The sequence below is a fragment of the Novosphingobium sp. MD-1 genome, from assembly GCF_001014975.1.
Classification (GTDB): Bacteria; Pseudomonadota; Alphaproteobacteria; order Sphingomonadales; family Sphingomonadaceae; genus Novosphingobium.
Window position 1 is genome coordinate 35721 of record NZ_BBXA01000028.1, and the last position, 19088, is coordinate 54808.

Annotated in this window: 20 protein-coding genes; 13 read left to right on the top strand and 7 right to left on the bottom strand. The window is 65.4% G+C overall.

Going from position 1 to position 19088, the window contains the following annotated elements:
* The first annotated feature begins 63 nt into the window (after positions 1 to 63).
* The 8 genes from NMD1_RS11105 to NMD1_RS11140 all read left to right on the top strand — a co-directional run bounded on the left by NMD1_RS11105 (position 64) and on the right by NMD1_RS11140 (position 8051).
* Positions 64 to 951 (top strand): NAD(P)-dependent oxidoreductase, encoded by an 888-nt coding sequence (locus NMD1_RS11105; RefSeq protein ID WP_125954807.1) that lies wholly within the window; start codon positions 64 to 66, stop codon positions 949 to 951.
* On the top strand, positions 948 to 1973 hold the full coding sequence (locus NMD1_RS11110; RefSeq protein WP_125954808.1) for an amidohydrolase family protein: 1026 nt from the start codon (positions 948 to 950) through the stop codon (positions 1971 to 1973). Before NMD1_RS11105 ends, NMD1_RS11110 begins: the two co-directional genes overlap by 4 nt.
* Entirely contained in the window at positions 1970 to 2404 is a 435-nt protein-coding gene (ligA, locus tag NMD1_RS11115) for a protocatechuate 4,5-dioxygenase subunit alpha (RefSeq protein WP_124807794.1), read from the top strand. Before NMD1_RS11110 ends, ligA begins: the two co-directional genes overlap by 4 nt.
* A 1-nt stretch (position 2405) precedes the next feature.
* Positions 2406 to 3248: a class III extradiol dioxygenase subunit beta gene (locus tag NMD1_RS11120; RefSeq protein WP_124807793.1), complete on the top strand. Its 843-nt coding sequence runs from the start codon at positions 2406 to 2408 to the stop codon at positions 3246 to 3248.
* Positions 3249 to 3312: 64 nt separating this feature from the next.
* Entirely contained in the window at positions 3313 to 4257 is a 945-nt protein-coding gene (locus NMD1_RS11125; RefSeq protein WP_124807792.1) for a Gfo/Idh/MocA family oxidoreductase, read from the top strand.
* A gap of 133 nt (positions 4258 to 4390) precedes the next feature.
* Positions 4391 to 5179 carry a CmcJ/NvfI family oxidoreductase gene (locus tag NMD1_RS11130; protein WP_125954859.1) on the top strand — a complete coding sequence of 263 codons (789 nt, stop codon included), beginning with the start codon at positions 4391 to 4393 and terminating at the stop codon, positions 5177 to 5179.
* Between the two features lie 455 nt (positions 5180 to 5634).
* Positions 5635 to 7119, top strand: a complete 1485-nt coding sequence (locus NMD1_RS11135; protein ID WP_125954809.1) for a carotenoid oxygenase family protein — start codon at positions 5635 to 5637, stop codon at positions 7117 to 7119.
* The gene (locus tag NMD1_RS11140; protein ID WP_125954810.1) at positions 7116 to 8051 is read left to right on the top strand and encodes an NAD(P)H-binding protein; all 936 of its coding nucleotides are present in this window, start codon (positions 7116 to 7118) and stop codon (positions 8049 to 8051) included. The genes NMD1_RS11135 and NMD1_RS11140 overlap by 4 nt, the downstream gene beginning before the upstream one ends.
* A gap of 9 nt (positions 8052 to 8060) precedes the next feature.
* On the opposite strand, the gene NMD1_RS11145 is transcribed toward NMD1_RS11140, so the two are convergent.
* Both NMD1_RS11145 and NMD1_RS11150 read right to left on the bottom strand, forming a co-directional pair.
* Entirely contained in the window at positions 8061 to 8942 is an 882-nt protein-coding gene (locus NMD1_RS11145; RefSeq protein ID WP_125954811.1) for a dienelactone hydrolase family protein, read from the bottom strand.
* A 71-nt stretch (positions 8943 to 9013) separates the two neighbouring features.
* Complete coding sequence (locus tag NMD1_RS11150) at positions 9014 to 9952, bottom strand: SDR family oxidoreductase (protein ID WP_125954812.1); 939 nt, start codon at positions 9950 to 9952, stop codon at positions 9014 to 9016.
* A 75-nt stretch (positions 9953 to 10027) separates the two neighbouring features.
* On the opposite strand from NMD1_RS11150, the gene NMD1_RS11155 reads away from it, so the two are divergent.
* Positions 10028 to 10723 carry a nuclear transport factor 2 family protein gene (locus tag NMD1_RS11155; protein ID WP_125954813.1) on the top strand — a complete coding sequence of 232 codons (696 nt, stop codon included), beginning with the start codon at positions 10028 to 10030 and terminating at the stop codon, positions 10721 to 10723.
* 19 nt (positions 10724 to 10742) lie between these two features.
* On the opposite strand, the gene NMD1_RS11160 is transcribed toward NMD1_RS11155, so the two are convergent.
* The gene (locus NMD1_RS11160) at positions 10743 to 11234 is read right to left on the bottom strand and encodes a MarR family winged helix-turn-helix transcriptional regulator (protein WP_125954814.1); all 492 of its coding nucleotides are present in this window, start codon (positions 11232 to 11234) and stop codon (positions 10743 to 10745) included.
* Between the two features lie 194 nt (positions 11235 to 11428).
* Between NMD1_RS11160 and NMD1_RS11165 the strand changes: the two genes are divergently transcribed.
* Complete coding sequence (locus NMD1_RS11165) at positions 11429 to 13825, top strand: TonB-dependent receptor (protein ID WP_124807784.1); 2397 nt, start codon at positions 11429 to 11431, stop codon at positions 13823 to 13825.
* A 303-nt stretch (positions 13826 to 14128) separates the two neighbouring features.
* Here the strand turns inward: NMD1_RS11165 and trxC are convergent, their stop codons facing one another.
* Together trxC and NMD1_RS11175 are read right to left on the bottom strand one after the other, a co-directional pair.
* Positions 14129 to 14566, bottom strand: coding sequence for a thioredoxin TrxC (gene trxC, locus NMD1_RS11170; protein ID WP_124807783.1), 438 nt, complete (start codon positions 14564 to 14566; stop codon positions 14129 to 14131).
* Between the two features lie 21 nt (positions 14567 to 14587).
* The gene (locus tag NMD1_RS11175) at positions 14588 to 14935 is read right to left on the bottom strand and encodes a carboxymuconolactone decarboxylase family protein (RefSeq protein ID WP_124807782.1); all 348 of its coding nucleotides are present in this window, start codon (positions 14933 to 14935) and stop codon (positions 14588 to 14590) included.
* A gap of 125 nt (positions 14936 to 15060) precedes the next feature.
* On the opposite strand from NMD1_RS11175, the gene NMD1_RS11180 reads away from it, so the two are divergent.
* Positions 15061 to 15396, top strand: coding sequence for a rhodanese-like domain-containing protein (locus NMD1_RS11180; RefSeq protein WP_124807781.1), 336 nt, complete (start codon positions 15061 to 15063; stop codon positions 15394 to 15396).
* A gap of 57 nt (positions 15397 to 15453) precedes the next feature.
* Here NMD1_RS11180 and NMD1_RS11185 read toward each other — a convergent pair whose 3' ends face one another.
* Both NMD1_RS11185 and NMD1_RS11190 read right to left on the bottom strand, forming a co-directional pair.
* Positions 15454 to 15882 carry an EF-hand domain-containing protein gene (locus NMD1_RS11185; RefSeq protein WP_125954815.1) on the bottom strand — a complete coding sequence of 143 codons (429 nt, stop codon included), beginning with the start codon at positions 15880 to 15882 and terminating at the stop codon, positions 15454 to 15456.
* A gap of 78 nt (positions 15883 to 15960) precedes the next feature.
* Positions 15961 to 16476, bottom strand: a complete 516-nt coding sequence (locus NMD1_RS11190; protein WP_125954816.1) for a hypothetical protein — start codon at positions 16474 to 16476, stop codon at positions 15961 to 15963.
* A gap of 190 nt (positions 16477 to 16666) precedes the next feature.
* Between NMD1_RS11190 and NMD1_RS11195 the strand changes: the two genes are divergently transcribed.
* A complete protein-coding gene (locus NMD1_RS11195; protein WP_125954817.1) occupies positions 16667 to 17392 on the top strand; it encodes a response regulator in 726 nt (241 codons plus the stop codon).
* 5 nt (positions 17393 to 17397) lie between these two features.
* Positions 17398 to 18678, top strand: coding sequence for an ATP-binding protein (locus NMD1_RS11200; protein ID WP_233497547.1), 1281 nt, complete (start codon positions 17398 to 17400; stop codon positions 18676 to 18678).
* The last annotated feature ends 410 nt before the right edge of the window (positions 18679 to 19088 follow it).

Below are 19088 nucleotides of genomic sequence, written 5' to 3' on the forward strand. Positions count from 1 at the left end.
ATTTATGCCCGCGCCCATCTTTGCATTTCCCGGCGCGGGCCTCTCCGCGCAGGAGGGCGATCGATGGATGCCACACTTGCCCTGATCGGGTTCGGCGAAGCCGGGTCCACATTCGCCAAGGCCGCCGGCTGGGAAGCGGGCGCGCTGGCCTATGACATCAATCCCGCGCGGCGCGCGGTGATGGAGGAGGCTGGCGTCGTCGCCTGCGCCACCGCCGAATGTGCGCTGACCAGCGCGGACTTCGCGCTTTCGCTGGTGACGGCGGATTCCGCCCTGCCGGCGGCGCGCGACTATGCCGGGTTGCTGAAGGCGGGGGCGATCTGGTGCGACATGAATTCGGTGGCGCCCGACACCAAGCGCGCCGCTGCGAAGGCGATCGAGGCGGCGGGCGGGCGCTATGTCGACGTGGCGGTGCTGGCGCCGGTCCATCCCGCGCGCATGAACGTGCCGCTGCTGCTGGCGGGCGACGCCGCGGCCGACGCGGAAGCGTTGCTGCGTGAAGCCGGGTTCGCCAACGTGCGCATCGTGGGGGCCGAGATCGGCCGGGCGAGCGCGATCAAGATGATCCGGTCGATCATGGTCAAGGGCATCGAGGCACTGACGGCCGAGATGATGCTGGCGGCGAGCGCCGCCGGCGTGGTCGACGAGGTGCTGGCCTCGCTCGACGCCAGCGAGAAGCGGGAAAGCTGGACGGTCCGCGCCGCCTACAACGTCGAGCGCATGACCACGCACGGCATTCGCCGCGCCGCCGAGATGGAGGAAAGCTGCAAGGCGCTGGAATCGCTGGGTATCGAACCGGTGATGACCAGCGGCACCGTGCGCCGCCAGCGCGAGCAGGCCGGAAAAGCAATTCCGTTCGCATCGAGCGAGGTCGAGATGCCCAGCGCGGGTGTCTCGACTTCGCTCGACACGAACGGAGGTAGGGTTGGGATTGGAGTGACGAGCGAATGACCATGATCATCGACTGCCACGGCCACTACACCGTGCTGCCCAAGGCGCACGACGAATGGCGCGAGAAGCAGAAGGCCGCGTTCAAGGCCGGGACCGAGTGCCCGCCCTATCCCGAAATCTCGGACGACGAGATCCGCGAGACGATCGAGGGCAACCAGCTGCGCCTGCTCAAGGAACGCGGCGCGGACATGACGATCTTCAGCCCCCGCGCTTCGGCGATGGCGCCGCATGTGGGCGACCAGTCGGTTGCGGTGAAGTGGGCGCAGGTCTGCAACGATCTGATCGCGCGCGTGGTGCGCCTCTATCCCGAAACCTTCGCGGGCGTGTGCATGCTGCCGCAGTCGCCCGAAGCGGACATGACCAGCTCGATTGCGGAGCTGGAGCGCTGCGTCAACGAGCTGGGCTTCATCGGCTGCAACCTCAATCCCGATCCGGGCGGCGGGCACTTCAAGCATCCGCCGCTGACGGACGAATACTGGTTCCCGTTCTACGAGAAGATGGTGGAACTGGACGTGCCGGCGATGATCCACGTTTCGGGTTCGTGCAACCCGGCGATGCACGCCACCGGCGGCTATTACATCGCGGCCGACACGATCGCCTTCATGCAGTTGCTGGAAGGTGACCTGTTTGGCCGGTTCCCGACCCTGCGCTTCATCATCCCGCACGGCGGCGGCGCGGTGCCCTATCACTGGGGCCGGTATCGCGGGCTGGCGGACATGCTGAAGAAGCCCGGCCTCGACACGCACCTGATGAACAACGTGTTCTTCGATACCTGCGTCTATCACCAGCCGGGCATCGATCTGCTGGCCGACGTGATCGAGAACAAGAACATCCTGTTCGGATCGGAAATGGTCGGCGCGGTGCGCGGGATCGATCCGACCACCGGTTTCTATTTCGACGACACCAAGCGCTATGTCGATGCGCTCGCTATCTCGGACGCGGAACGCCACGCGATCTTCGAAGGCAACGCCCGCCGCGTGTTCCCGCGTCTCGACGCCAAACTGAAGGAGAGGGGCCTGTGAGCAACCAGAAAGACGCTGGCGAAAAGGCTCGGCAGAATATCCACGAATACCTGGCCGAGTTCGACGATATCCCCGGCACGCGGGTCTACACGGCCAAGCGCGCCCGGCGGGGATACTGGATCAACCAGTTCGCGATGAGCCTGATGAAGGCCGACAATCGCGAACGCTTCAAGGCCGATGAAAAGGCCTACCTCGACGAATGGAACATTTCCGACGAGGCCAAGGAAGCGCTGCTGGCGCGGGATTACAACCGGCTGCTCGATCTGGGCGGAAACGTCTATTTCCTGTCCAAGCTGTTTTCGACCGACGGGTTCAGCTTCGCCCAGGCCGTGTCGACGATGACCGACATGACGTTCCCCGAATACCAGCAGATGATGCTCAACGGCGGCCGCTCGCCGGAAGGCAACCGTTCGATCAAGGGAGGCTACTGAGATGGCCCGTATTACCGCTGGCGTTGGCTCCAGCCACGTGCCGCTGCTGGGTGTCGCTGTCGACCAGGGCAAGTGGCAGGACGATTACTTCGGCCCGATCTTCAAGGGGTACGAATGGACCCGCGAATGGGAAAAGGAAACGAAGCCCGACGTGGTGATCCTGGTCTATAACGACCATGCTTCCGCCTTTGACGCGAACATCATCCCGACGTTCGCGATCGGTTGCGGTGAGCACTACAAGTCGGCCGACGAAGGCTGGGGGCCGCGGCCGGTGCCCGACGTGGAAGGCCACGCCGATCTTGCCTGGCACATCGCGCAGAGCCTGATCCTCGACGATTTCGACATGACCATCATCAACGAGATGGACGTGGATCACGGGCTGACCGTGCCGCTGTCGATGATGTTCGGCCAGCCGGAAAAGTGGCCGGTTAAGGTGGTGCCGCTGGCGGTGAACGTCGTCACTTATCCGGTGCCTTCGGGCAACCGCTGCTGGGCGCTGGGCGAGGCGATTGCCCGCGCGGTGGAAAGCTTCCCCGAAGACCTGAACGTGCAGATCTGGGGCACCGGCGGCATGAGCCACCAGCTTCAGGGGCCGCGCGCCGGCCTGCTGAACCGCGAATGGGACAACAAGTTCCTTGATCTGCTGGAAGCGGACAACGACGATGTGCGCCATATCCCGCACATCGAATACCTGCGCGAAACCGGCAGCGAAGGCATCGAAATGGTGATGTGGCTGATCATGCGCGGCGCGCTGGGCAAGAAGGTCAAGCGGCTGAACCGCCACTACCACATTCCCTGTTCGAACACCGCCATCGGGCACATCGTGCTCGAACCGGCGGACTGACACTCCGATCCACCCTGCCGGGCGGCTTGCGGGCCGCCCGGTCTTTTTTGAAGGAACTGACCCCATGCGTATCGCCCTCGCAGGCGCCGGCGCGTTCGGCGAAAAGCACCTCGATGGCCTGAAGAACATCGATGGCGTCGAAATCGTCTCGATCATCAGCCGCACCGGCGAACAGGCCGCCGCCGTTGCCGCCAAGTATGGCGCGAAGCATTCGTCCACCGAACTGGAAGACGCCTTGGCGCGCGACGACGTGGACGCCGTGATCCTGTGCACGCCCACCCAGATGCACGCATCGCAGGCCATCGCCTGCATGAAGGCGGGCAAGCACGTGCAGGTGGAAATTCCGCTGGCCGATAGCTGGGCGGATTCGCAGGACGTGCTGCGCGTGCAGGAGGAAACCGGCAAGGTCTGCATGGTCGGCCACACCCGCCGCTTCAATCCCAGCCACCAGTTCGTGCACAACCGGATCAAGGCGGGCGAGTTCAACGTCCAGCAGATGGACGTGCAGACCTATTTCTTCCGCCGCAAGAACATCAACGCCAAGGGTGAACCGCGTTCGTGGACCGACCACCTGCTGTGGCACCACGCCGCGCACACGGTGGACCTGTTCGCCTATCAGGCGGGCAAGATCGTCAAGGCCAACGCGGTGGAAGGCCCGATCCATCCGGAGCTGGGCATCGCCATGGACATGTCGATCCAGCTCAAGAGCGAAAGCGGTGCGATCTGCACGCTGTCGCTATCGTTCAACAACGACGGGCCGCTGGGCACCTTCTTCCGTTACATCGGCGATACCGCGACCTATATCGCGCGTTACGACGATCTGGTGAATGGCAAGGAAGAGCCGATCGACGTATCGAAGGTTGCGGTCAGCATGAACGGCATCGAACTGCAGGACCGCGAATTCGTCAGCGCGATCCGCGAAGGCCGCGATCCCAACAGCTCGGTGGCCAAGGTGTTCGATTGCTACCGCGTGCTGGGCGAACTGGAACAGCAGCTCGCGCAGGGCTGATTCTCCTACCGTTTCCTGGAAGGCCCGCTTCGCCGGTTGGTGAAGCGGGCCTTTCTGTTTGCAATGCTAACAATTGTGGTCTTTTCTCCAGTTGGCCCGCGGGCAACGGCGGGCGCAGGAGAAGGATGCCGTGATGGAAGCGCTCATCGCCTATTCGGGCCGCCGCTTCGCCCGACCGCGCTACTATGCCAACGCGCATGAGCGGGATGAGGTGGATATCGCCCCGATGCCCATGCCGATGCATGATGCGCGCGCTGGGGGAACCGCGATCGACCGTGAGGGTTTCCAGCTCGTCGCCCATCGCAGCGCCGTTTCCGATTTCGCGGACCGCGAACAGGTCGTTTCACTGCATATGCACGAGATCGCGGAGCTAGTTCGCGGGGTGACCGGGGCGGATCATGTCCACGTCGGCAGCCCCGGCCTGCTGCGCTTCAGCGAACGGTCGGGTCGGGCGGGCAGCCTCAACAATTCCATGCCGGCGCGCTTCGCGCATATCGACATTTCGGACGGGACCGCCGCGCTGTTCGGCGAACGCGGTGCGGCGGGCAGGCCGTTCGTGCGCTGCGCGCACTACAACGTATGGCGCGCGATCTCGCCCCCGCCGCAGGACGTGCCGCTGGCCCTGTGCGATGCCCGCACGCTGGTGCGGGATGACCTGATCGAAGCCGATGCCGTGTTCGATGAGGAGGGCAAGCCGGAGTGGTCGTTCGAAGGGCTGGTCGTCGCGCACAATGCCGCGCATCGCTGGAACTATTTCCCCGCGCTGACGCGCGATGAGGCGATCCTGTTCAAGACCAACGATACCGACGAGGCCAGGGCGCATCACGTTCCCCACGTGGCGTTCGACCTGCCCGATTGCCCGCCCGACGCGCCGCCCCGCGTCAGCATCGAAATGCGCGCGACGGCCTGGTGGTGGGCGTGATCCCGTCCGCCGGTGGTGTAATTGCGGCGCCCCGTGGCGCCCCCTTTGCAACAATGATTGCACCGCGCCGCTTAGAAGGCTATTTTCCCGGAAACGCTCGCTTGCCGACAAGCGCCAAAGCAAGGAGTCGCAGCCCGTTTCGTTTGAAGTCCGGACCCTGTTGATCACGCCCCACTTCACATCGCTGTACGAGCCGTTCGCCAGCGCCGGGTGTTTCAGGAAGGACTTCTGACCGGTTGGAGAGGAGGCCGATTTACCCGCTCAGCGGGAAGGCAGCTTCCAGGACCGTCGTCGCTTTCGCGGCGGCGGTCCTTTCCGTTTTTGGCGCGGACGAAAAGCGCGAATGCTGCAGTTCCGCCCATTGCCAATCGTGGCGAGCGCCGTTGCGGAATCGGTTGGCATCGCCCGTTTCACCCTGTAAGGAGAAATAATAACAATTGTTAGGATGAGGATCGATGGGCGCTTTCCCGCAGACTCCGTATTTCACCGGCCTGAACGAGCCGGTTGGCCAGGAGGTCGAATTGAAGGGGCTGACGGTGGAGGGTGCGCTGCCGGCCGAAGTGCGCGGCAGCTTCTTCCGCGCGGTTCCCGACCCGGCCTATCCGCCCAAGTTCGCCAGCGATCACACGCTGTCGGGCGATGGCATGGTCAGCCGCCTGTCGTTCAACGCGGACGGCACGGCGGACTTCGCCATCCGCTTCGTGGAAACGGCGCGGCACAAGGCGGAAAAGGAATTGGGCCGGGCGCGCTTCGGCAAATACCGCAATCCCTTTACCGATGACGAGGACGTGCGCGGGATCGACCGCACGGTCGCCAACACCACGCCGGTCTGGCACGCCGGCCGTCTGCTGATGGCGAAGGAGGATGGGCGCCCCTATCGCGTCGATCCCGCTACGCTCGAAACCATCGGTTCGCATGACTTCGATGGCGCGCTGAAGTCCGAGACGATGACCGCGCATGTGCGGATCGACGCGAGTACCGGCGAGCTGTTCTTCTATGGCTACGAGGCGGATGGCCTCGCCTCGAAGAAAGTCGCCTACTGCATCGTCGGCCCTGATGGCACGCTGAAGTCGGAACAGTGGTTCGATGCGCCGTACTGCGCGATGATGCACGATTTCACGATCAGCGAGAACTATGCGCTGTTCCCGATCTATCCGACGACCGCCGATCTGGAGCGCATCAAGGCCGGGGACGAACACTGGCACCACGAACCGGAACTCGCTTCCTGGCTGGGCGTGATGCCGCGCTATGGCAACGTATCGGAAATCCGGTGGTTCAAGGGGCCGAAGGGGTGCCACTCCTACCACATGATGAACGCGTGGGAGGATGAGCGCGGGCTGCTGCACTTCGATGCGTGCCTCAACAACACCAACGCCTTTGCCTTCATCCGCGAACCATCGGGCATCTTCATGGCGCCGCAGGAGGTCCAGGGCGCGTTGACTCGCTGGACCGTCGATCCCACGGCAGAGGGTGGCGACGTGACCGAAACGATCATCGGCCCTCCCGGCGATTTCCCGGTGATCCCCGCCGCGAAGCAGGGGCGCCGCTATGGCCATGGCTGGATGCTGTCGATGAATCCGGACCTGCAGGGACCGCCGCTTTTCGCCGGGCCGGTAGGCGTCAGCTTCAACCTGCTGGTCCGGCTGGACGGGATGGACACGGGCGCGCCGCACGTCTCGCAGGCGCTGCCCCTGCCGCCGCAGGCCGGCTATAACGAGCCGGTACACGTGCCGGCGAAGGACCCGGCGCATGACGGCTGGCTGGTCATGATCGTGGATCGGCAGGTCGGCGACAACAGCTTCGTGCACGAGGCCTGGGTGGTCGATGCCGGCAACCTCGCGGCGGGGGCGGGGGGGAAAGTGGCGATCCCCGCGCGGCTGCGCCCGCAGGTGCATGGCTGGTGGGTGCCGCAGGCGCAACTGGACGCGGCGGCGGCGTGACGCGGATCGTCATCACCGGCGCTTCCGGCAACTATGGGCAAGGGGTGACGGACCGGCTTATCGCGCAAGGGCGCGGGGCCGATCTGATCCTGATCACGCGCAAGCCGGAAAAGCTGGCGCACCGCGCGGCGCAAGGCTGCACGGTGCGTTATGGCGATTTCGACCTGCCGGAGACGCTGGCCGAAGCAGTGGTCGGGGCGGACCGGATGCTGCTGATCAGCGGGACGCGGGTGGGCGCGCGCGTGGAGCAGCACCGGGCGGCGATTGCGGCGGCGGCATCGGCCGGGGTGTGGCAGATCGTCTACACCAGCTTCGTCGGCATCGACGATCCGGCCAACCCGGCCGAAGTGCGGCACGATCATATCGAGACCGAACGGCTCATCCGCGCCTCGGGCTGCGGCTGGACCATGCTGCGCGATGCGCACTATGCCGATGCGATGGTGCTGATGGCGGGGCCGGGCGTGCTGCAGGCGGGCAAGTGGACCAGCAATGCCGGCGACGGGCGTGAGGCGATGGTCTGGCGGGACGATTGCATCGATTGCGCCGTAGCGGTGCTGGTTGGCGAGGGGCACCTAGGACGCACTTACGACATTACCGGACCGGAATTGCAGAGCTTTCGCGACGTGGCGGCTCTGATGGCGGAGGCTACCGGGCAGCCGTTGACTTATGAGCCGGTGGATGACGCGACCCAGTACGCGATCTTCGACGCCATGGGCATTCCGCGCCGGCCCGTCGATGACCAGTCCGTCAACGGCATTCCGTGGAACAGCGATGACATGGTCTCGTTCGGCCGGGCGATCCGCGAAGGGTTCCTGGAAATCCGCTCCGACCACGTCGAGCGGCTGACGGGGCGCAAACCCTGCTCGACGGGCCGGATGATCGTGGAAAATGCGGAAATGCTGCGCCAGGCGGCGCGCAGCATTTCCGCCTGACAGACCCTCTCAGAGATACTGCTTGTACAGCGCGAGCATGCGACCCCATGCCTTTTCGGCCTGCGCCTTGTCGTAGATCGGCGCGTCGATCGTGCACCAGCCGTGCTGGGCGGGATAGACTTCGATCTCGGCGGGCCGCTTCGCCGCGTCGGCCGCTTCGCGCAACCGCACCTTGTCGTCGGGCGCGCGGGCGTCATCGTTCTGCGCGATCGCGAAGAGGTAGGCCGCCTGCGTCTGCGCAAGCAGCTTGTGCGGGCTGTCGGGCGTATCGTTGACCAGGCTGGCGCCATGGAACGAAGCTGCCGCGCCGACACGCGCGGGATTGGCCAGCGCGGTGCGGACGGTGAACGGTCCGCCCATGCAATAGCCGCAGGTGCCGATCTTCCGGCTGGTATCCACTTCCGCCTGCCCATCCAGCCAGGCGACGAAGGCAGCCGCATCGCGCACGGTACCCGCCGGAGTGATCGCCGCGATCATCGGCGCCAGCTTCTGCTGCCCTTCGGGCGATCGCCATTCCGACAGGCTGTTGAGAATGGGCGCCGGGCTGGAGCGATAGTAGTGGTTGACCACGAGCACGGCGTAGCCCGCTTCCGCCAGCCGCGTGCCCATGGTTTTGTAGGCATCGCGCAGGCCGGCGATATCGGGCCACAGGATCACGGCGGGATGCTTGCCGCCTTCGGGGTGGACGAAGAAGGCGTCGGCCTTGCCGTCGGGCGTGGTGATTGTCACCGCGCGGCTGGCCGTCCTGATGCCGCCCGCGCCGTCATGCGTCTGGGCCATGCAGCCGGGAACGATCGCCATCGCCGCCGCGCCCGCGCCCAGGGCGGTGAATTGCCGGCGGTTCAGCGCCAGCCAGCTTTCGTTATCGGCTTCCGTATCCTGATCGCACATCGTCTTCTCTCCGCGAAATCCCCGCCGATCGGAAGGATAGCGGCGAAGCCGCGCGGCGCAACCGATGGCCTTCAGGTGAGATCGGAAAGACCGATGATCCGGCCGGCCTTTGCCGTCTTGTTTGCCGCGCGGCGCAGGCGTTCGATTTCGAGCCGGGCGGGCGGCGCTTCCTCGTTGGGCAGGGCGTTCACGCTGTCCCGGAATATTTCCTCGAAATCCTCGCTGAATTCCGGATGCGTGAGGATCAGCGCCCTGTCTTCGACCACGCCCGCGAACACCTTGCGGCCGACTTCGTAAGGGTCCATGCCAGCCTCGAAAGCCGTTCCGAACTGCTCCAGCTCGGCCCGGGCGACGGGGGCAAAGCCGCTCTCGGCGAAGCTATCCGGGCGCTTGAGCGCCGAATCCCATGCGTTGGTCCGGGTCAGCGCGGGGCAGCACAGCGAACAGCCGATGCCGTGGGGCGCTAGGTTGTAGCGCAGCGATTCGGTCAGGCCGCGCACGGCGAACTTGCTGGCGGTGTAGATGCCGGCTTGCGGCCCCGGCAGGAAGGCCGCCATCGAGGCGATGTTGACGACGTGACGCGCTCCCCCGGCCGCCTTGAGCTTGGGCAGGAAGCTAACCAGTCCGTTGACCACGCCGCCGAAATTGACGCCCATGATCCAGTCGTAGTCGGCATAGCTCGCCTCGTCGGTGGGGCCGAACACGCTGACACCGGCGTTGTTCACCAGCACGTGCACCGCGCCGAAATGCCTTTCCACGGCCTCGGCCGCTTCGGCGAAGCCGGCGCGGTCGGTTACATCCAGCGGCACGAACAGCGGCTGTTCCCGCCCTTTATCGGCAAACCAGCGCGCGGTCAGTTCGCGGTGGGCCTCGTTGCGATAGCTGAGCGCCAGCCGCAAGCCGGCATCGCTGAGCGCCTGCGCCACGCCAAGGCCGATCCCTGTGACACCACCCGTTACGAACGCGACCTGGCCGGACCATTCCGAACCGTCTTTTTGGGCAAGCGCCATGTTTTCCTCTCGCAATGGTTCCATCGATTGTTATTGTTAGTGTTACATACAAAGATCGAAATTGGGAGAGTTGAAATGACGGATGTTGCTGCCCGCCTGGAGGCGCTGGAAAGCCGTGTGGGCTTGCTGGAGGACGCCAACGCCATCCGCCGCCTGCACTGGGCCTATGGCTATTACATCGACTTCAACCGCGCCGACGACGTGGCAGAGCTTTTTGCCGAGGACGGCGAGGTGATCTTCCTTTCGGGCATCTACCGCGGGCGGGAAGGCGCGCGTCGGCTCTATGGCACGTGGTTCCGCAGCCTGTTCCTTGCGCCGGGCGAGGAAGCGCCGGCCTATGGTTTCCTGCTCGATCATTTCCAGATGCAGGACATCATTACCGTTGCGCCGGACCGGCAGACCGCGAAGGGCCGGTTCCGTGCCGTGCTGTTTGGCGGCAGCCATGAATCGCGCGCCTTCAAGCCGCAGGGTTTGCCGCTCCAGTTCATGGAAGCGGGGATCTACGAGAACGATTACGTGCGCGAAGATGGTGTTTGGAAGATCAAGCGGCTGGACTACATGATGCAGTGGCAGGGCGAGTACGAAGCCGGCTGGTCGAAGACCACCGCGCATCTCCAGCCCTTGACCGAATGCTATCCCGAAAATCCGTTTGGCCCCGATGAAATCCGCAGCGCGGAAATCCGCCAGACATGGCCGCACCGCCATGATGTGCCGATGCACTTTGCGCATCCCCGGTTCGGTGCGGTGCTGGCCAGCAAGGCGACATCATGACCGACCTTGGGTGCGATCGTCAGGCGGGACTGTGACGGTCCATCCAGCCCGGAATACGCGCCAGCACGGCCTGCATTGCCTGGCCGAAAGCCATGCGCTCCGCCTTGTCGAGATCGACGAACAGGGCGCCGCCGACTTTCTCCATGGCGGGCAGGGTGCTGGCGAAAGTCGCCCGTCCTTGCGCGCTCAGCCGGAAAGGCTTTCGGCGGCGGTTCGCCGGATCGCTGCCGAGTTCGACAAGGCCGCGTTCCAGCAGGCTGGCCAGCGCGCGGCTGACATTCATGGGGGGCACTCCCATGATTTCGGACAGGTCGTGCCCCGCCAGTTCGCCTTCGCCGCCCAGCGCGAGAATCACGCGCAGATCGTTGGAACTGAGCGCGAGCGGCTCCGCTACGCCATCGCGCATCGGGCCGGCGATGAAGGTGGCCAGCTTCAGCAGGTCGATCAGCAGGGCCACGTTGTCGGTGCCGCCGGTCTGCGGATCGGGCGTGGCGGAAGCCTTGGAAGTCATGGCGTTGCCTATCGCCGCACCGGGCGCGAACGGCAAGAGGCGGCAGCCAGGCGGGTGGTGGTTTTGTGACTTTTGTGCATCAGCGCCGTTTTTGCGGCGACATGGTGCAGGAAGCGCTTGCCACGGGTAAGTTTGTATGCCTAACTAACAATTAGCAAGGCTGTCCCGTAGAGGATACTAACAGGAGAGGGGATATGGCAATCGCCAACCGTACTGCAGGAATCGTGCGTCTTTTTTCCGCGGGAAGTGCCGCGGCGCTGGCGTTTGGTCTCGCCATGCCAGCCTTCGCGCAGGAAGCGGCGCAGGCGCAATCAACATCCGATGAAGCCGCCGCGTCGCGTGAAATCGTGGTGACGGCGCAGTTCCGTTCGCAACGCCTGCAAGACACGCCGTTGTCGATCACGGCGGTTGATTCCAAGCTGCTGGAAGCTCGCAACCAAACCGATATTTCGCAGATCGCGGCCCAGGCGCCCAACGTACAGCTCACGCAGATGGGCGGGGCCTTCGGATCGTCGATGGCAGCCTACATTCGCGGCATCGGCCAGTATGACTTCAACCCCGCCTACGAACCGGGCGTCGGCATCTACGTCGATGACGTCTATTTCGCGACCCTGACCGGCAGCGTCATGGACTTGCTGGACCTGGATCGCGTGGAAGTGCTGCGTGGTCCGCAGGGAACGCTGACGGGCCGGAACTCCATCGGTGGCGCGATCAAGTTGTTCTCGGCCAAGCCCGCCGCGGAAAACAGCGGATCGGTCGAGGCGGCCTATGGTTCCCGCAACCGCATCGATTTGCGCGGAAGTGCCAATTTCAAGCTTGCCGAGGGGCTCTATGCCCGCGTTTCCGGGGTGTTCAAGCGCCAGGACGGCTATGTCAGTCAGATTGACTATGGCTGCGCGAAGCCGGGCAATGCCCTCGGTATCGCCGGCAATGCCTCCACGCCGTCGAACTGCGTTGTCGCCAAGCTTGGCGAGAAGAACTATTCGGGTCTGCGCGGGTCACTGCGTTACAATCCCAACGACACGATCGACTGGACGGTGACCGGGGATTACACCTACGAAAACCGCACCAATGCGGCGGGTGTGCTGTCCTATTCCAACCCGGCGAAATCGGACGGGATCGATTTCACCTGCGGCCGCTATTGCACCTATGCCAGTTTCTACCTTCCGGCTGGCGGGCAGGCCGCGCAAGCCTATACCATGCCCAACACCACGAAGTTCACGGGCTGGGGCGTTTCCAGCAATCTGAACATTTCGCTGAACGATTCGCTGAAGATCCAGTCGATCACGGCCTATCGTAAATATCGCGAACAGTTTGGCACCGATGACGATTACACGCCCGATCCGCTCATTGGCGGCGCCGGCTTCAACGATCTGCGCTTCCGCTTCTTCAGCCAGGAGCTGCGCCTTAACGGCAAGATCGGCGATATGGTCGACTGGACCCTGGGTGGCTATTACAACGACCAGCAGTCGATCTACTTCACCCGGCAGGACATTCGCTATATCGGCCACGGCGCGCCGCCGCTGTTCCTGCAGTTCCTGGGCAACGATCCGGTCAACGCCAACAGCAAGGCGGCGTTCGGTACGGTCATCGTCCGGCCCGTCGAAGGGCTGACGATCACCGGTGGTCTGCGCTACACCAAGGAGCACAAGGACTACACCTTCGTTCGCAAGAACTGGAGCGGCGGTCCGCTGGTCGATATCTTCGGTGTCGGCGCGCTGGATGGTTCGGTTGCCAAGTACGATGGCCACAAGGTCGACTGGCGTATTTCGGTCGACTATCGCTTCAGCCCGCAAGTGCTGGCCTATGCGACCGTCAGCACCGGTTTCAAGGGCGGCGGTGTGACCGCGCGTCCGTTCACCAAGGCGCAGGCGAAGAACGGCACCTTCACGCCGGAAACGCTGACCGCTTACGAAGGCGGCCTGAAGACCGATCTGTTCGACCGCAAGCTGCGCCTGAACCTTTCCGGCTTCTACAACGACTACAAGAATATCCAGCTGCCGATCGGCGACTGTTCGCTGCTTGACGGCTTTGCCGTGGGGACCGATCCGTTCCCCTGCGCGGCGATCCAGAACGCGGGTGACGGGCATATGGCGGGCGCCGAGGCCGAACTGAGCGCAAGCCCGATCCCCGGTCTCGATATCGATGGTTCGCTCAGCTACATCGACGGCTCGTGGTCGCGCATCGGGCCGACGGTGGGCGGATCGATCCGTCTGGCCGATCCGATCACCACGCCGAAGTGGCGGTGGAGCCTTGGCGTGCAGTACCGCGCCGATCTCGGTTCTTCCGGTTCGATCACGCCGCGCATCGACCTGTCGCATGTGGGCAAGCAGACGATCGGGCGCCTCGCGCTGGGCGGCGGCAACTTCGGTCCGCTGGATTACAACCCGTCCTACACGTTGGCCAACGCCCGCATTACCTGGCGGAACGCAAACGAGGATCTGTCGATCTCGGTGGAAGCGCAGAACCTGTTCGACAAGTATTACTACCTGCCGTTGCGGTTCCAGGCGCTCGCGTCGTCCGCCGGCACGGCCTATTCGAACGTCGGCCGGCCACGCGAATTCGCGGTGACGGTGAACAAGAAGTTCTGATCTTCCCCGGCGCACGAACGCCAGCGAAGGGGCGGCCGGTAACGGTCGCCCCTTTTGCGTGGGTTGGGGGCTTGCTCGTGATGCGTTGGGGTGAAGCGTTGGGGACAGGACCCAATACTGGCGCGGTCGAGGCGTCCAAATGGCGAAGATACCGGGCCGAAAGCCGCGCCGCTAAGGCTGGACGCCCTTGCAGGATTTGGCCAGAATGGCCGACTGCGGTGTCGAGAACCTCCAGGATGCCGGCGCTCTGCGCTAGCCGGTCTGGCTGGCCGGCCCCGAACGGCTGGGGCAGGGCGGCAACGATCAGGGGCGTTGCGCCCAGGCGGCGATGCGGCGTGCGTCCATCGCGCCGGAGATGCGGTCCACCTCGCGCCCGCCGGAAAACAGGATCATCGTCGGGATCGAACGGATGCCATAGCGCGCGGCCAGCGCCTGTTCGCGTTCGGTATCGACCTTCAGCAACCGTACCGAGGGTTCGAGTGCCTGCGCGGCCGAGGCGAACGCAGGCGCCATCATCTTGCACGGACCGCACCATTCGGCCCAGAAATCGACCAACACCGGCAACGTGCCTTTGCCCACGTGCCGGTCGAACGCGGCCAGCGTGGCGTTCACCGGCTGGCCGGTGAACAGCGGCGCCTTGCATTTGCCGCAGGTGGGATGCTGCGTCAGCCGCCCCTGCGGCACGCGGTTGGCCGCCGCACACCGGGGGCAGATGACGATTGCGGCATCGGTCGGGGACATACGGTTCGTCCGTTCTGGCAATCAGCCCTTTGCCGCGAACTGGTCATAGGCCTCGACCGCCTGCGCGGCATACATCAGGCTGGGGCCTGCCCCCATGTAGAGCGCCATGCCCATGGTTTCCATGACCTCTTCGCGCGTCGCGCCGTGCTTCACCGCCGCCTGGGCGTGAAAGGCGACGCAGCCGTCGCAGCGGATCGCCACGGCGATGGCCAGCGCGATCAGCTCCTTGGTCCTGCTATCCAGCGCGCCGGCGTCGGTAGCGGCCTTGGCCATCGCCGAAAATGCCTTCATCACCTCCGGCGTGCCAAGCCGCACTTCCTTGATCGCACCGGAGAGTTCGGTTGCCATCGCTGGCCAATCCTTGTGCATTGTCGCGCTCCTTCACCGATAGCTCTCTGTAAATTACAATTGACTTATATAACGTAATTACAATATTAGCAACAGCAATTGTGAGGGCGCCGCAAATCGCCCTTCGGACTCGGAAAGGACGACGAATGGTCTTTGGTTTCGGAAAGCCCCGGCATGCGGAAATCGGCGCGACCGAACTCGCGGCGCTGCTGGACGATGGCAAGGCGATGGTGGTGGATGTGCGCGAGGCGGACGAGTTCGCTGCCGGTCATATTCCCGGCGCGGTCAACATGCCGCTGTCGACGTTTCAGGCTTCGCGTCTGCCCGATGCGGGTGGAAAGAAGCTGGTGCTGAATTGCCTTGGGGGCAAGCGTTCGGCGATGGCGCTCGACAAATGCGCGGTGGCGCAGGCCGCCGTCGATACGCATCTTGCCGGCGGTTTCAACGCGTGGGCTTCGGCCGGATTGCCGATCAAGCGCTGATCGATCCGGCCGAACGTCCGGCTGCAAGGGGCGCGTTTCGGGAATGCAGGCGGCGGCTCAGCCGGCCTTGCGGGCTTTCAACGCCCGCATCTCCTGCGCGCTGACCACGCCGTCGCGGTTGGTATCTGCCGCCTCGAAGGCAGGGGCGGGGCCGTCGATAAATTCGGTGCGGCTGATCCGTCCATCGCCATTGCGGTCGTAGACCTGGCGCAGCTTGACCAGACGATCGGAGTCCCACCGGCTGCGCATCAGCGCGGGCAGGTCATCGCGCGAGAAAGCGCCGTCGCCGTTGCGATCCATGCGTTGCCACTGGCTGACCCGCCATGCGCCCAGTTCGGCGCGGCTGATCGCACCATCCCCGTTGGCATCGGCTTCGCGCAGGCGATCGGCGGCGCCTTCGGGCAGCGCGGTGGCGCGGGCAGGGGTGGCATGGGCGAGGGTGGGGATCATGGCCAGCGCGGCCAGCGCGATCGAAAGGGCTCTCATACGCTTTTCCTTTTGGCGACGGGAAAGGCGCGGGAAGCCGGAAGCTCCCCGCGCCGGAGGGATACGGAAGCGCCGGGATCAGCGGCAGGGAATCGTGGCGCCAGAGGCATCGGTGCAGGTGCCGGAATGGACGGGTTTGCCCGTGGTGGGATCGATCGTGGTCGAACCCGAATAGGAATTGCCGGTCGTGGCGCTCGTCGCCTGGGTAGAGCGGCTGCCATTCCAGGTGCCGTCGGCGGAGCGGGTGAAGCTGCCCGCGCTGCTGGCGGACCCGCGCGCACCGCTGGCGGCGGCCTGTCCGCTGCGCGTTACGGTGCCGTCGGGCGAAACGGACGTGGACGAACCGCGATAGCCGCGGCTGCCGTTGGCGCCCCGGAACGCGCTGCCGCTGGCGTGCGTCACCGTGCCGTCGGACGACTGATAGGTGCCGTGGGCGCGTCCGGCGATGCCGCGTGGCCCGGCGACGCCGGTGGCCGCGCCGTTGGCGCCGCGAACGCGCACCATACCCTGCCGTGCCTCGGCGGCGGTGGCACCGGCAAGCAGGGTGGTGGCGGCGAGCATGGCGATCATCGTGTTCATGGTCTTGCGCATCATGGTCTGGTTTCCTTTGCGTGAAAATGAACGCCGTTGACTGGCGATGGCGAGGAAATGGCAAGGCGATGTGTCATGGCAATGCCGACGAAGCGCGATGATGCGGCAAGGCGTGACACGCACGACGCGCTGTCACCATTTGTCACAGCTTGCGCGCTGGCGGCGGCCCGGCGGGAATGGCACAAGGCGGGGCATGAGCCACCGTTCGCCCCGCGTGCTTGTTGTCGACGACGATTCTGAACTGCGCGGGCTGTTGCAGCGTTTCCTGTCGGAGCATGGCTATGCCGTGCGCGCGGTGGACGGGGGCAAGGCAATGGACGCGGCGCTGCAACGCGAGCCGGCCGACGTGATCGTGCTCGATCTGATGATGCCGGGCGAGGATGGCCTGGCGGTGGTGCGCCGGCTGCGGGCTGCGGGCGATGCCACGCCGGTGATCATGCTCACCGCGCGCGGCGATCCGATCGACCGCGTGCTGGGGCTGGAGATGGGCGCGGACGATTACCTCGCCAAGCCGTTCCTGCCGCGCGAACTGGTGGCGCGGCTGGCCGCTATTTTGCGCCGGTTGGGGCCGGAGCGGACCATGACGCGTGACGAGGAGCGAGAGATCGGTCCGTTCCGCATCAACTTCTCCGCGATGACGGTCAGCCGCGATGGTGCGGTGCTGCCGTTGTCCTCGCGCGAATACGCGCTGTTCGCAGCACTGGCGCGCAGCGCCGGGCGGCCGCTCAGCCGGGCGCAACTGATCGAACGCGCGCTGGGGCGCGATGCGGAAGTGACCGACCGGGCCATCGACGTGCAGATCGTGCGCCTGCGCCGCGCGATCGGCGACGACGCGGCCGATCCGCGCCATGTGCGAACGATATGGGGTGTCGGCTATGTGTTGACGGACGGGATGGCCGACCGGACGGCGGGGGGCTGAGGCGCGTGTTCCGGCGGCTGTTCCATCGCAACGTGGCGCTGCTGGTGGCGGTGGTGCTGGCGGGGCAACTGCTTGCCGGCTTTCTCGTCATGACGCTGGTGATCCGCCCGCAAGTGATCCGCGTCGCCGCCGTCACCGCTGACATGGTCACCGCGCTGTCGCAGGCGATGCGCGAAATGGACCCGGCTCGCCAGGCGGCGCTGATCGACGGGATCAACCGCGCGGGCAGCATGGCGGTGCGCCCGGCGGCGGACGTACCTTCGGACGGGCCGCGTTTTCCCACGATGGTCGAGCGGCAGTTCACGCTGACGCTCGCCTCGCGCCTGCACATGCAGGACGAACTCGTCTGGCGCACCGATACGGGTGGACGGCTATGGTTCCTGCTGCGCATGGGGCAGCGCGATTACTGGGTCAGCATCACGCCACCGCGCCAGCGTGGGGCGCTGGCCAGCCTGATGCTCGCCTCGTTCGTGGCCTTCGTGATTGCGATCGCCTGCGGACTGGCGTTGCAGCGCCGGATCGACCGGCCGCTGCGACAACTGGCGCAAAGCGTCGATGGCTACCGCGCCGATGGAGCCCAGCCGCCTCTCGACGTCTCCGGTCCGGAGGAAGTGGCCGCCGTGGCCGGGGCGCTCAACCGCATGACCGCGCGGATCGCGGGTCAGGAAGCCGAGCGCGCGCTGATGCTGGCAGGGGTCAGCCATGACTTGCGCACGCCGTTGACGCGGCTGCGCCTCTCGCTGGAAATGCTGCGCGGGCAGGACGAGGAACTGGAGGAAACTGCGCTGCGGCAGGTTGACCGGATCGAGGCGATGCTGACCCAGTTCCTCGATTTCGGCCGGGGTTTCGAGAACGAGGCGCAGGTGCCGACCGACGTGGCCGGGCTGCTGGCGCGCGCGGTGGCGGATGCCGGGCTGGTGGGCACGGTCACGCCCGATGTCGCACCCGGGCTGACCTTCGCGCTGCGGCCGCAGGCGGTGGCGCGGGCCGTGGGCAACCTGCTGTCGAACGCGGCGCGTCACGGCGTGGCGCCGATCATGATGAGCGCTGCGGTGCAAGCGGGTGCGTTGCGGATCACGGTCAGCGATGCCGGCGCGGGCATCGCGCCGACCGCGGGCGAACAGATGCTGCGCCCCTTCGCCCGCGGCGATAGCGCGCGTGGCGGCGAGGGGACCGGGCTGGGCCTTGCCATCGTCAGCCGCGTGGCGGCCGCGCATGACGGCACGGTCACGTTCGGCCGCCGCAACGGCCGCTTCGCGGTAACGCTGCTGCTGCGCGCAACCTGACCGACGACATGATCGCGTTCGCGCAATTATGCGCGCGAGCAGGTTTGTGGTCCTTGCGATGGATGAAGGAGGAACAGCACCTCGGTATGGTTCGGCAAGGCATCGTATATACTTCCGCGTGATAGCCTCCGCGCCGAAACTAACGCACCATCATGGCATCGATCCGGAATCGATGCGGTGCCAACTCTCCCGATCCCGCTATTGGCACTCCCAGGGCCTGATGTGGTCCCAACCTTGTCGGGCGGCCCCGAAGCTCCCCCCCTCCTGGGGGCCGCCCGGCATTTTCCATCTCCGAGATCGCATTTCGAACGGGCCAGTATCGCCACCGAACGGCTGGAGCGCGACTTCGCCGCACGAAGGCATTTTACCTCAGGCCACAGCGCGCCGCGTGCGCGCGAAAAAGCCGCCCT

What these genes read in the sequence shown, in the direction of transcription:
- NMD1_RS11105 (WP_125954807.1), top strand. Translation starts at nt 64, where the DNA reads ATGGATGCCACACTTGCCCTGATCGGGTTCGGCGAAGCCGGGTCCACA.
- NMD1_RS11110 (WP_125954808.1), top strand. Translation starts at nt 948, where the DNA reads ATGACCATGATCATCGACTGCCACGGCCACTACACCGTGCTGCCCAAG.
- NMD1_RS11120 (WP_124807793.1), top strand. Translation starts at nt 2,406, where the DNA reads ATGGCCCGTATTACCGCTGGCGTTGGCTCCAGCCACGTGCCGCTGCTG.
- NMD1_RS11125 (WP_124807792.1), top strand. Translation starts at nt 3,313, where the DNA reads ATGCGTATCGCCCTCGCAGGCGCCGGCGCGTTCGGCGAAAAGCACCTC.
- NMD1_RS11130 (WP_125954859.1), top strand. Translation starts at nt 4,391, where the DNA reads ATGGAAGCGCTCATCGCCTATTCGGGCCGCCGCTTCGCCCGACCGCGC.
- NMD1_RS11135 (WP_125954809.1), top strand. Translation starts at nt 5,635, where the DNA reads ATGGGCGCTTTCCCGCAGACTCCGTATTTCACCGGCCTGAACGAGCCG.
- NMD1_RS11145 (WP_125954811.1), bottom strand. Translation starts at nt 8,942, where the DNA reads ATGTGCGATCAGGATACGGAAGCCGATAACGAAAGCTGGCTGGCGCTG.
- NMD1_RS11150 (WP_125954812.1), bottom strand. Translation starts at nt 9,952, where the DNA reads ATGGCGCTTGCCCAAAAAGACGGTTCGGAATGGTCCGGCCAGGTCGCG.
- NMD1_RS11155 (WP_125954813.1), top strand. Translation starts at nt 10,028, where the DNA reads ATGACGGATGTTGCTGCCCGCCTGGAGGCGCTGGAAAGCCGTGTGGGC.
- NMD1_RS11160 (WP_125954814.1), bottom strand. Translation starts at nt 11,234, where the DNA reads ATGACTTCCAAGGCTTCCGCCACGCCCGATCCGCAGACCGGCGGCACC.
- NMD1_RS11165 (WP_124807784.1), top strand. Translation starts at nt 11,429, where the DNA reads ATGGCAATCGCCAACCGTACTGCAGGAATCGTGCGTCTTTTTTCCGCG.
- trxC (WP_124807783.1), bottom strand. Translation starts at nt 14,566, where the DNA reads ATGTCCCCGACCGATGCCGCAATCGTCATCTGCCCCCGGTGTGCGGCG.
- NMD1_RS11175 (WP_124807782.1), bottom strand. Translation starts at nt 14,935, where the DNA reads ATGCACAAGGATTGGCCAGCGATGGCAACCGAACTCTCCGGTGCGATC.
- NMD1_RS11180 (WP_124807781.1), top strand. Translation starts at nt 15,061, where the DNA reads ATGGTCTTTGGTTTCGGAAAGCCCCGGCATGCGGAAATCGGCGCGACC.
- NMD1_RS11185 (WP_125954815.1), bottom strand. Translation starts at nt 15,882, where the DNA reads ATGAGAGCCCTTTCGATCGCGCTGGCCGCGCTGGCCATGATCCCCACC.
- NMD1_RS11190 (WP_125954816.1), bottom strand. Translation starts at nt 16,476, where the DNA reads ATGATGCGCAAGACCATGAACACGATGATCGCCATGCTCGCCGCCACC.
- NMD1_RS11195 (WP_125954817.1), top strand. Translation starts at nt 16,667, where the DNA reads ATGAGCCACCGTTCGCCCCGCGTGCTTGTTGTCGACGACGATTCTGAA.